Here is an 11399-nt window from a genome sequence, read left to right on the forward strand (position 1 = left end):
GTGGACCGAAGCGAGGAACGACCGATGACGGAACAGGTCACGAGGCCGAGCACCGAGACGCTGACGGGTGCGCAGAGCCTCGTCCGCTCCCTCGAGCACGCCGGCGTCGAGGTCATCTTCGGCATCCCCGGCGGTGCGATCCTGCCTGCCTACGACCCGCTGTTCGACTCGAGCATCCGGCACGTTCTGGTGCGACACGAGCAGGGCGCCGGGCATGCCGCGCAGGGGTACGCCATGGTCACCGGCCGCGTCGGCGTCTGCATGGCGACCTCGGGCCCGGGTGCCACGAACCTCGTGACGGCCATCGCCGACGCGTACATGGACTCCGTGCCGGTCGTCGCGATCACCGGTCAGGTGTCGTCGAGCCTCATCGGCACCGACGGCTTCCAGGAGGCCGACATCCGCGGCATCACGATGCCGATCACCAAGCACAGCTACCTGGTCACCGACCCCGCCGAGATCCCGCGCGTGGTCGCCGAGGCCTTCCACATCGCGGGCACCGGACGTCCGGGGCCGGTGCTCGTCGACATCGCGAAGGACGCGCTGCAGGCCGCGACGACGTTCCACTGGCCGAACGAGCTCGCCCTGCCGGGCTACCGGCCCACGACCCGCCCGCACGGCAAGCAGGTGCGCGAGGCGGCACGGCTCATCGCGGCCGCCGAGCGGCCGGTGCTCTACGTCGGTGGCGGCGTCATCAAGGCCGACGCCGCGGCCGAGCTGGCCATGCTGGTCGAGCTGACGCAGATCCCCGTGGTCACCACGCTCATGGCGCGCGGCGCGTTCCCCGACTCCCACGAGCTGAACCTCGGCATGCCGGGCATGCACGGGACCGTGGCCGCGGTGGCAGCGCTGCAGAAGTCCGACCTGCTGATCTCGCTCGGCGCGCGCTTCGACGACCGGGTCACGGGCAACCTCGACACGTTCGCCCCCGGGGCCAAGGTCATCCACGCCGACATCGACCCGGCCGAGATCGGCAAGAACCGCGAGGTCGACGTGCCGATCGTCGGCGACTGCCGCGAGGTCATCGCCGACCTCGTGGTCACGTTGCGCAAGCAGGCCGAGGAGACCGGCGTGCAGGGGGAGTACGGACCCTGGCGCGAGCGGATGCTCTCGACCAAGGGCCGGTTCCCGGTCGGCTACGACAAGCCGTCCGAGGGGCTCGCGCCGCAGACCGTCATCGAGCGGATCAGCGCCATCGCCGGACCCGACGCCACCTACGCGGCCGGGGTCGGGCAGCACCAGATGTGGTCGACGCACTTCATCGACTTCGAGCGCCCGCGCCAGTGGCTGAACTCCGGTGGCGCCGGCACCATGGGGTACGCCGTGCCCGCGGCGATGGGCGCCCAGGTCGGGCTGCCCGACTCGGTCGTCTGGGCGATCGACGGCGACGGCTGCTTCCAGATGACCAACCAGGAGCTCGCCACCTGCGCGATCGAGGGCATTCCCATCAAGGTCGCGGTCATCAACAACTCCTCGCTCGGCATGGTGCGCCAGTGGCAGACCCTGTTCTACGAGGGTCGCTACTCCAACACCGACCTCAACACCGGTCCGGAGTCCATCGGCGCGCGCCGCATCCCCGACTTCGTGAAGCTCGCGGAGGCCTACGGGTGCGTGGGCCTGCGCTGCGACAGCGAGGACCAGCTCGACACCGTCATCAAGGAGGCCATGGCGATCACCGACCGCCCCGTCGTCATCGACTTCGTGGTCGAGCGCGACGCCATGGTCTGGCCGATGGTCGCGGCCGGCACGAGCAACGACGACATCAAGATCGCGCGCGACATGGCGCCCGAGTGGGACGACGAGGACCTCTGATGACAACGCAGCACACGCTCAGCGTCCTGGTGGAGAACACCCCGGGCGTCCTGGCCCGCGTCTCGAGCCTGTTCATGCGGCGCGGGTTCAACATCGACTCGCTCGCGGTCGGGCCCACGGAGATCCCCGAGATCTCCCGCATGACGATCGTCGTCAACGTCGACGAGCTGCCTCTCGAGCAGGTCACCAAGCAGCTCAACAAGCTCGTGAACGTGCTGAAGATCGTCGAGCTGGACTCGGCGTCGGCGGTCGAGCGCGAGCTCATGCTCATCAAGGTGCGCACGGACGCGCAGACCCGTGGACAGGTGCTCGAGACCGTGCAGCTATTCCGTGCCAAGGTCGTCGACGTGTCCACCGATGCCGTCACCATCGAGGCGACGGGCGACTCGGGCAAGCTGACGGCCATGCTCAACGTGCTCGAGCCGTTCGGCATCCGCGAGATCGCCCAGTCCGGTCGCGTCGCGATCGGACGCGGCGCACGGTCCATCACCGACCGCACGCTGCGGACGGTGCCGGGCCACCAGAGCGCCTGACCACCCCACGAACCCATCCACGACACGAGGAGATACCAGTGGCCGAGTTGTTCTACGACGACGACGCAGACCTCAGCATCATCCAGGGCAAGCAGGTTGCCGTCATCGGCTACGGCAGCCAGGGACACGCCCACGCCCTGAACCTGCGCGACTCCGGCGTCGACGTCCGCGTCGGCCTCGCCGAAGGCTCCAAGAGCCGCGACAAGGCCGAGGCCGAGGGCCTGCGCGTGCTCAGCGTCGCCGACGCCGTCGAGGAGGCCGACGTCATCGTCGTGCTGACCCCCGACCAGGTGCAGCGTCACGTGTACGCCGAGTCCATCGAGCCCAACCTCGTCGACGGCGACGCGCTCGTGTTCGGCCACGGCTTCAACATCCGGTACGGCTACATCAAGCCGCCCGCCGGTGTCGACGTGCTGCTGGTGGCGCCGAAGGCTCCCGGCCACACCGTGCGCCGCGAGTTCGTCGCCGGCCGCGGCATCCCGGACATCATCGCCGTCGAGCAGGACGCCAGCGGCCAGGGCTGGGACCTCGCCCTCTCGTACGCGAAGGCCATCGGCGGCGCCCGCGCCGGTGTCATCAAGACGACCTTCACCGAGGAGACCGAGACCGACCTCTTCGGCGAGCAGGCCGTGCTGTGCGGCGGCATGTCGCACCTCGTGCAGGCCGGGTTCGAGACCCTCACCGAGGCCGGCTACCAGCCGGAGATCGCCTACTTCGAGGTGCTGCACGAGCTCAAGCTCATCGTCGACCTCATGTGGGAGGGCGGCATCGCCAAGCAGCGCTGGAGCATCTCCGACACCGCTGAGTACGGCGACTACGTCTCCGGACCGCGTGTGGTCGACTCCTCGGTCAAGGAGCGCATGCAGGCCGTGCTCGCCGACATCCAGGACGGCACGTTCGCCAAGCGCTTCATCGACGACCAGGACGCCGGCGCCCCGGAGTTCCTCGCCCTGCGCGAGCAGGAGGCCGGTCACCCGATCGAGGCCACCGGCAAGGTGCTGCGCTCCCACTTCTCGTGGAAGCAGTCCGACGACGACTACGTCGAGGGTTCGGCAGCTCGCTGATCGCCCCAGCTCGCAGCAGGAAGGCCCCCGTCCCTCGGACGGGGGCCTTCCTGCGTCAGGCGATGAGGTCGACCCTCGTGCCGGTCGGCTCGCAGCGTCGACCGGAGACGACGGCCGACCAGGCACGGGCGAGGCGCTGGACGGCCTCGACGCCCACGTGCTCGGCGGAGGTGCAGGGCAGCCGGAGCCGACGTTCGCCGGCGCTGGGAGCGCCGAGCGTGAACCGAGGACCGGGCGTGAGCAGCAGCCCCTCCTGCGCGGCCGCGGCGACGAGCCGGCTCGACGAGCGTGAGGGGAGACCGACCCAGAGGTTCGGCCCACCGGGCGGCACGGGCACGTCCCAGTCCGGGAGGTGGGCGGCCAGCGCCTCGACCATGGCGGCGCGCTGTCGGCGCAGTCGCACCACGGCCTCGTCGAACAGGTGCTGGTCGTGGCGGAGCACCTCGGCGGCCACGAGCTGGTCGAACGCGGCGGTGCCGAGGTCGTGGCGCATGCGCGACTGGAGCAGGGCTGTCACGTGACGGCGGGGCGCGCGGATCCAGCCGATCCGCAGCCCACCCCAGAGGACCTTCGACAGGGAGTCGACGACGATCGCGTCCGGGTCGTGCGCGGCGTACGACGCGGGCAGCCCCTCCCCGGCGAGGTCGAGCCGACGCATCGACTCGTCCACGACCGTGAGCACCTGGTGCCGGCGCAGCGTGTGGGCGAGCCGGAGTCGTGTCTCCACGGGCATGACGGCACCGGTGGGGTTGTGGAAGTCGGGGATCAGGTACGCGGCCTCCACGTGGGGTGCGGCCGCTGCGGCCGCGTCGGCGTCCCACGGGTCCTCGCCGATGGGCAGGGGAGTGGTGCGGTAGCCGAAGCCGGTCAGCGACTCGACGCCGTGCGGGTAGCTGGTGCCTTCCACGAGCAGACCGGCACCGGGTCGGCCGAACGTGCGACCGATCAGCGAGATCGCACCCTGTGCCCCGTTGGTGACGATGATCTGGTCCGGGTCCGTCGGCAGCCCTGCGGCGACGTACCCCTCGGCGATCACCTCGCGCAGCGCGGGCAGTCCGTCGGGCAGGTAGCCCGACGTCGTGAGGAGTGACGGGAGCTGCTCGGCGGCGGCGCCGAAGGCCCGGGTGAGGCCGGACGGGCCGGTGGGGGCGGAGAAGGTCAGGGCGATGGTGTCGGGGTCGTCGGGATCGACGATGAGGCTGCTGGCGGTGGTGGAGCTCGTCGGCACCCGGAGCACGCTGCCGCTTCCCTGGCGGGAGTGGAGCACGCCACGGCGACGCAGCTCGTCGTACGCGCGGGTCGTCGTGGTGCGACTCAGCCCCATGGCCTGGGCCAGCGAGCGCTCGCTGGGCAGCCGGGTGCCGTCGAGCAGGCGGCCGTCGACGACCAGCAGACGGATCGTGTCCGCGAGGTTCCGGTAGGCCGGTCCGTCGGGCAACGTCCCGATCATGGCGGCTAGCCGGAAGGCGGAGGTGCTGGGGTCCACACCACCAGCATGCGGGATGATTGGACCTGACCGAAAGGGCCACTTGACCTCGAGTGGCTGCGTCCATGATCCGCGAAGTGGCTCTGGTCGATCAGGCCACCTGCGGTCCAGGCTCGGCTCATGATCACCTTCTGGCTCCTCCTCGTCCTGGTGCCGTCGGCTCTTCTGGGGCTGGCGGTCGGCATGCGTGTCCTGGCCGGTGACGGGCTCGGCCTGCGACCGCCTCCGCTCGTCAGTGACGACCAGGAGAGGATGCGCTCATGGCCACGGTGAACCTCGCTCGCGCCCTTCGAGGGCGGCGGATGACGCGTCGCATGGTGCAGCTCGTGATCGGTCTGTGGCTCTACGGGGCCACCATGGCCCTGCTGGTGGAGTCCGGTCTCGGCCTCGACCCCTGGGACGTGTTCCACGAAGGGCTGACGCATCACCTGCCCCTCACGTTCGGCCAGGTGGTGATCCTGGTGGGTGCGGTGCTGCTGCTCCTGTGGGTCCCGCTGCGTCAGCGCCCCGGCATCGGCACGGTGCTCAACGTGGTGCTGATCGGCATCGCCGTCGACGTGACGCTCGCCCTGCTCCCGACGCCCGACGCGCTCGGCGTCCAGGTCGGCTTCCTCCTCGTCGGCGTGGTGGGCAACGGGATCGCCGGGGCCCTCTACATCGGGGCGGACCTCGGGACCGGGCCGCGCGACGGACTCTGGACCGGGATCGTGCGGCGCACCGGTCGCAGCGTGCGGCTCGTGCGGACCAGCCTCGAGGTCACGGTGCTCGTGGTCGGGTTCGTCCTCGGGGGCACCGTGGGCGTCGGCACCGTGCTCTACGCGCTCGCGATCGGTCCCGTGGTGCAGCTGTTCCTGCCGCTCACGCAGGTGCGCCGGCCCGAGCGGCCCGGCGCCTCGGCGCCTGGTCCGGAACCGGTCAACGACGTGTCGCGATGACGAGGGACGCGCCCTCGTCGATGAGCAGCTCGACCGCGGCGAACCGGTCGTCGGTCAGCCACTGCTCGCGCACCACGTCGACCTGACCGTCGACGATCGGGGGCCAGTGGACCGACGGCACGAAGTCGTCGAGCACCACGATGCCGCCGGGCTGCATCAGGTCGGCCAGCACGTCGATCTGCTCCATGACCTCGCGCACGTCGACGAACAGCAACGAGAACGGGGCGTACTGCTCGAGCGTCGACCAGTCGCCCGCGACGATCTCGACGTTGTCGACGTCGGCGAAGATCTTCTGGACGTCGCCCGCGAGGGAGGGATCGAGCTCGGCGCTCACGATCCTGGCGGCCTTGGGTGCGCCGCTGGACAGCCAGGCCGAGCCGACGCCGGTGCCGGTGCCCAGCTCGGCGAGCGTGCCCTCGCGAGACGCGGCGAGCGCCGCCAGGAGTCGGCCCGTCTCGTGGCGGGTCGACGTGATGAACCCCCGCTGCCGGGCGAGGTCGAGCGATCGCGCCACGAGGTCGGGGATCTGCGAAGGAGCGCTCACCTCGCCAGTCTGGCACCCGTGCGCGCGGCGCCGACCTCCGCCGTCTCATCGGGCGAGACACGCAGGGCAACCTGCCCTGCGGTCGACGTGGCTGGCCGTACTCTGGTCCCATCATGCGGAAGCAGCTCGTAGTCATCGCTTGCCGCGGCAGGGCCTCGTAGGGCCCACCCTGCCGCGGAGTTTGGCGTTTGGCCCGACTGTTCCGCCGCAGGCTTGAATCGCCTCGCACGGGGATCACGACCTGATTCCCTCTCCTGATCCATCCGATCACCCTCGGATGTCGTCGCCCGTGGAGCAGTCGGACCGGTGCCGGACCCGCCCATCGTCTCGATGGAACCCGTCCGTCCGATCCAGCACGACCTCAGGAGAGACCATGAACAGCTACCCGATCGAGTGGGGACCTGCCCACCTGCGCGACGACGCCGTGACCCCTGCCGCCGAGCCGTCCGAGCGTCCCGACGACAACTGATGACGGCTCCGCGACGTCCATCCTCTGGGACCGCGGTTTCAGATCATGAGACGCGACTTCTAGGATGAGGCCATGACGCGCTCCTACTCGCTCGCCGTCGTCCCCGGCGACGGCATCGGTCCCGAAGTCACCACCCAGGCCCTCACGGTGCTGCGCGCCGTGGCGGCCCAGCACGACCTGTCGTTCGACACGGTCGAGTACGACCTGGGTGCGCGCCGATACCACGCCACCGGGGAGACCCTCCCGGACGCGGTGCTGGAGGAGATCCGCGGCCACGACGCGATCCTGCTCGGCGCCGTGGGCGATCCGAGCGTCCCGTCGGGCGTGCTCGAGCGAGGACTGCTGCTGCGGCTGCGCTTCGAGCTCGACCACTACGTCAACCTGCGGCCCAGCACGCTGTACCCCGGCGTTCCCACGCCGCTCGGACCCCAGGTCACCGACCGCGGGCCGATCGACTTCGTGGTCGTGCGCGAGGGGACCGAGGGGCCGTACGTCGGCAACGGCGGGGCCATCCGCGTGGGCACGCCGCACGAGCTGGCGACCGAGGTGAGCGTGAACACCGCCTTCGGCGTGGAGCGCGTCGTGCGAGACGCGTTCGCCCGAGCGCAGGCGCGTCCGCGCAAGAAGCTCACGCTCGTGCACAAGAACAACGTGCTCGTGCACGCCGGTCACCTCTGGAGCCGCACCGTCGACGCGGTCGGCCGGGAGTTCCCGGAGGTGAGTGTCGACTACCTGCACGTCGACGCCGCCACGATCTTCCTCGTGACCGACCCGGGGCGCTTCGACGTGATCGTCACCGACAACCTGTTCGGCGACATCCTCACCGACCTCGCGGCCGCGGTCACCGGTGGCATCGGCCTTGCGGCGAGCGGCAACGTGAACCCCGACCGCACGGCTCCGAGCATGTTCGAGCCGGTGCACGGGTCCGCACCCGACATCGCGGGTCAGTCCAAGGCCGACCCGACGGCGGCCATCCTATCGGGCGCGCTGCTGCTCGAGCACCTCGGCCACCCCGAGGCCGCCCACCAGGTCAGCCAGGCCGTCGAGGCCGACATCGCTGCTCGTGGGGCGGGTGCCCACGACGCCGCCCCGCGCAGCACCGAGGAGGTGGGGGAGGCCATCGCCGCGCGCGCCAGCGCGGCAGCGGCCGAGGGCGTAGCGGTGGGCTGACCCCCACCGCGAGCCCCGTCGGGGACCCCACGGGGGCCCCGAGGGGCCGTGCCCCCTCGACCCCGGAAGGACTACCGTGTCCAGCATGACCACCGCACCGTTCGCCAGCACCCTCGAGCTCAACCAGGCTGCCCGGACGGACGCCGAACGGGAGGCGATCCTCGCCTCGCCGGGCTTCGGCAACCACTTCACCGACCACATGTTCCTCACCGAGTGGACGCCCGAGGCCGGCTGGCACGACGCGCGCGTCGTGCCCTACGGTCCGTTGCAGCTCGACCCCGCGACCGCGGTCCTGCACTACGCGCAGGAGATCTTCGAGGGGCTCAAGGCCTACGCGTGGGCTGACGGGTCGATCCGGGTGTTCCGCCCCGAGCAGAACGCGGCGCGGCTCCAGCGCTCGGCGCAGCGACTCGCGCTGCCCCAGCTGCCCGAGGACTGGTTCCTCGGCTCCATCGGCGCGCTGGTCGAGGCCGACCGCAGCTGGGTGCCCCAGGGTGGCGAGACGAGCCTGTACCTGCGTCCGTTCATGTTCGCCTCCGAGGTCTTCCTCGGGGTGCGTCCGAGCCAGCACGTCACCTACTGCGTCATCGCCTCACCGGCCGGTGCGTACTTCCCCGGCGGCGTCGAGCCGGTCTCCATCTGGCTGTCCTCGGAGTACTCGCGCGCCGGTGCGGGCGGCACGGGCGCGGCCAAGTGCGGCGGCAACTACGCCGCGAGCCTGCTCCCGCAGCAGGAGGCCACCGCGCACGGTTGCCAGCAGGTCGCCTTCCTGGACTCGGTCGAGCACCGCTGGGTCGAGGAGCTCGGAGGGATGAACCTGTACTTCGTCCAGTCCGACGGGTCGATCGTCACCCCCGAGCTCTCGGGCTCGATCCTCGAGGGCATCACCCGCGACTCGATCCTCCAGATCGCCCGCGACCTCGGCCACGAGGTCGTCGAGCGTCGGGTGAGCATCGAGGAGTGGCGCGAGGGCACCGCCGACGGCACCATCACCGAGGTCTTCGCCTGCGGCACCGCTGCCGTCGTCACGCCCGTGGGCGTGCTCAAGTGGGACGGCGGCGAGGCGGTGGCCGGCGACGGCGGGGCCGGCAAGGTCACCCTGGACATCCGCTCCGCCCTCGTCGACGTGCAGTACGGCCGCGCCGAGGACCGGCACGGCTGGATGCGGCGCACGGCTCGCTAGCGCTCCCCGTCCGGCGAGGGCGTCGCGGCCGCGTTCCGCGCGGGCGCCTCGCCTCGCTGCGCTCGGACCTGTGGGCGGGTCGACCGTCCGTGGGGTGGTCGTGTGATGAGATGGGTGTGACCACGGTCACCTGCGGCGATCCCGCGACGTGACCCACGAGAACCAGCGGCGGACCCCACCCTCGGCCCGTCCCTGCGACGGAAGGACGACATGACGCTCTCGACCAGCCGGGCTGCGGAGCAGCCGGCGGCACCGGACGGCACCACGCGACGCGAGCACGACCTCATCGGCGACCGCGACGTCCCCGTCGACGCCTACTGGGGCGTCCACACGCTGCGCGCCACCGAGAACTTCCCCATCACCGGCATCCCGATCGGCCAGAGCCCGTTCCTGATCGAGGCGCTCGCGGCGGTCAAGCAGGCCGCCGCGACCACCAACCACCAGCTCGGGCTGCTCGACGACGAGCGCTTCCGTGCCGTCGAGCAGGCGTGCGAGGAGATCAGGGCCGGGGAGCTGCACGACCAGTTCGTCGTCGACGTCATGCAAGGTGGCGCGGGCACGTCCACGAACATGAACGCCAACGAGGTCATCGCCAACCGTGCGCTCGAGATCCTGGGCCACGCCAAGGGTGACTACGCCCGGGTCCACCCCAACGAGCACGTCAACCTGAGCCAGTCCACCAACGACGTGTACCCGACGGCCGTCAAGATCGCGATCATCCTGGCGACCCACTCCCTGCTCGACGCGATGCTCGTGCTGCAGGCGTCGTTCGCCGCGAAGGCCGAGGAGTTCCGCGGTGTGCTGAAGATGGGCCGAACCCAGCTGCAGGACGCGGTCCCGATGACGCTCGGCCAGGAGTTCTCCACCTACGCGGTGATGCTCGGCGAGGACCACAGCCGCCTCACCGAGGCGGTGGCGATGCTGCACGAGATCAACCTCGGTGCGACGGCGATCGGCACCCAGCTCAACGCGCCGGTCGGCTACGTGCCCATCGCCTGCGAGCACCTGGCGCGCATGACCGGGCTGCCGCTCGTGAGCGCCGTCGACCTCATCGAGGCCACGCAGGACTGCGGCGCGTTCGTCCAGCTGTCGGGCGTGCTCAAGCGGGTCGCGGTGAAGATCAGCAAGATCTGCAACGACCTACGTCTGCTCTCGTCGGGTCCGCGAGCGGGTCTCAACGAGATCAACCTGCCGGCGGTGCAGGCCGGCTCGAGCATCATGCCCGGCAAGGTGAACCCGGTGATCCCCGAGGTGGTCAACCAGGTGGCGTTCCAGGTCATCGGCATGGACGTCACGGTCACGATGGCGGCCGAGGGTGGTCAGCTGCAGCTCAACGCCTTCGAGCCGGTCATCTGCTACTCGCTCTCGTCGGGCATCTACCGCATGCGCGAGGCCATGCTGGTGCTCGCGCGTCGCTGCGTCGACGGGATCACCGCCAACGAGGAGCTGCTGCGCCAGGAGGTCGAGAACTCGATCGGCCTCGTCACCGCCCTCAACCCGTTCATCGGATACGCCGCGGCCACCGAGGTCGCGATGGAGGCGCTGGCGACCGGACGCGGCGTGGCCGAGCTGGTGCTGGAGAAGAAGCTGCTCCCGCCGGAGCAGCTGCACGCGATCCTGCAGCCCGAGGTGCTCGCCAACCTGACGCCCCGCGCCTGACCGACCGTCCTGCGGCTGCGCTGCGTGCAGGCGTGTTGGGATTGGTGCTGCGCTGCCTGGTTTCGTCTCGACGTGCTGGTGCGCTGCTTCGGCTCGCGCCGGGGTCGGCCCCCGAAAGGGCCTCGACCGGACGGCTGCGCGGGCGCTGGTCCGGCGTCTCGGGTCCGGTCTGGTGCTGCGGGTGACGCACGATTCTTCCTTTGCGCGTGATCGGCGCAGGATTCTTCGTTCGTGCGTGCCATCGGTGGATCCTCCACCGCAGACGGCCCGCAGACGTTGAGGATCCACCGATGACGACGGCGCAGGGTCAAGGATTCTCCCTTCTCGTGGACCGGTCCACGGGAAGGGAGAATCCATGCCAGCCCGCGCGGCCAGGCGGCCACGATGCTGCGTTCACGACCGGATCCCGACACGAACGCAGAAGCTTTCGCCTCCCAGCGCGCGAACGCAGCATCCTGCGTCCCCCACACGCGAACGCAGGATCGTGCGTCCCCCACGCGTGAACGCAGATTCCTGCGTCCGACCAGCACCCGCCACAGCCCGA

At 70.6% G+C, this 11399-nt stretch carries 9 protein-coding genes; 7 read left to right on the forward strand and 2 right to left on the reverse strand.

What is annotated here, in order from left to right:
• Nucleotides 1-24 precede the first annotated feature (24 nt).
• Genes ASF38_RS14170 through ilvC form a run of 3 tightly spaced genes read left to right on the forward strand, consistent with a single transcriptional unit; the run spans nt 25 to nt 3409 of the window.
• Entirely contained in the window at nt 25-1812 is a 1788-nt protein-coding gene (locus tag ASF38_RS14170) for an acetolactate synthase large subunit (RefSeq protein ID WP_055967176.1), read from the forward strand.
• Entirely contained in the window at nt 1812-2345 is a 534-nt protein-coding gene (gene ilvN, locus ASF38_RS14175) for an acetolactate synthase small subunit (protein WP_055967178.1), read from the forward strand. The genes ASF38_RS14170 and ilvN overlap by 1 nt, the downstream gene beginning before the upstream one ends.
• Before the next feature lie 38 nt (nt 2346-2383).
• Nucleotides 2384-3409 (forward strand): ketol-acid reductoisomerase, encoded by a 1026-nt coding sequence (ilvC, locus tag ASF38_RS14180; RefSeq protein WP_055967181.1) that lies wholly within the window; start codon nt 2384-2386, stop codon nt 3407-3409.
• A 55-nt stretch (nt 3410-3464) separates the two neighbouring features.
• Here ilvC and ASF38_RS14185 read toward each other — a convergent pair whose 3' ends face one another.
• Nucleotides 3465-4895: a PLP-dependent aminotransferase family protein gene (locus tag ASF38_RS14185; RefSeq protein ID WP_055967184.1), complete on the reverse strand. Its 1431-nt coding sequence runs from the start codon at nt 4893-4895 to the stop codon at nt 3465-3467.
• A 260-nt stretch (nt 4896-5155) separates the two neighbouring features.
• Here ASF38_RS14185 and ASF38_RS14190 point away from each other — a divergent pair, with 260 nt between their 5' ends.
• Nucleotides 5156-5830 carry a YitT family protein gene (locus ASF38_RS14190; RefSeq protein ID WP_055967186.1) on the forward strand — a complete coding sequence of 225 codons (675 nt, stop codon included), beginning with the start codon at nt 5156-5158 and terminating at the stop codon, nt 5828-5830.
• On the opposite strand, the gene ASF38_RS14195 is transcribed toward ASF38_RS14190, so the two are convergent.
• Nucleotides 5811-6374 carry an O-methyltransferase gene (locus tag ASF38_RS14195; RefSeq protein ID WP_055967188.1) on the reverse strand — a complete coding sequence of 188 codons (564 nt, stop codon included), beginning with the start codon at nt 6372-6374 and terminating at the stop codon, nt 5811-5813. The genes ASF38_RS14190 and ASF38_RS14195 overlap by 20 nt on opposite strands.
• 541 nt (nt 6375-6915) lie before the next feature.
• Between ASF38_RS14195 and ASF38_RS14200 the strand changes: the two genes are divergently transcribed.
• The 3 genes from ASF38_RS14200 (at nt 6916) to ASF38_RS14210 (ending at nt 10855) form a co-directional block, all read left to right on the forward strand.
• Entirely contained in the window at nt 6916-8013 is a 1098-nt protein-coding gene (locus tag ASF38_RS14200; RefSeq protein WP_055967191.1) for a 3-isopropylmalate dehydrogenase, read from the forward strand.
• 85 nt (nt 8014-8098) lie between these two features.
• Nucleotides 8099-9196, forward strand: coding sequence for a branched-chain amino acid aminotransferase (locus ASF38_RS14205; protein WP_056576813.1), 1098 nt, complete (start codon nt 8099-8101; stop codon nt 9194-9196).
• A gap of 210 nt (nt 9197-9406) precedes the next feature.
• Nucleotides 9407-10855, forward strand: coding sequence for an aspartate ammonia-lyase (locus ASF38_RS14210; RefSeq protein ID WP_056576816.1), 1449 nt, complete (start codon nt 9407-9409; stop codon nt 10853-10855).
• Nucleotides 10856-11399 lie beyond the last annotated feature (544 nt).

It is taken from the genome of Aeromicrobium sp. Leaf272, from assembly GCF_001422865.1.
Classification (GTDB): Bacteria; Actinomycetota; Actinomycetes; order Propionibacteriales; family Nocardioidaceae; genus Aeromicrobium.

Excerpts from the sequence above, each read along its gene's own strand:
- ASF38_RS14170 (WP_055967176.1), top strand. The coding sequence starts at position 25 with ATGACGGAACAGGTCACGAGGCCGAGCACCGAGACGCTGACGGGTGCG.
- ilvN (WP_055967178.1), top strand. The coding sequence starts at position 1,812 with ATGACAACGCAGCACACGCTCAGCGTCCTGGTGGAGAACACCCCGGGC.
- ASF38_RS14190 (WP_055967186.1), top strand. The coding sequence starts at position 5,156 with ATGGCCACGGTGAACCTCGCTCGCGCCCTTCGAGGGCGGCGGATGACG.
- ASF38_RS14200 (WP_055967191.1), top strand. The coding sequence starts at position 6,916 with ATGACGCGCTCCTACTCGCTCGCCGTCGTCCCCGGCGACGGCATCGGT.
- ASF38_RS14205 (WP_056576813.1), top strand. The coding sequence starts at position 8,099 with ATGACCACCGCACCGTTCGCCAGCACCCTCGAGCTCAACCAGGCTGCC.
- ASF38_RS14210 (WP_056576816.1), top strand. The coding sequence starts at position 9,407 with ATGACGCTCTCGACCAGCCGGGCTGCGGAGCAGCCGGCGGCACCGGAC.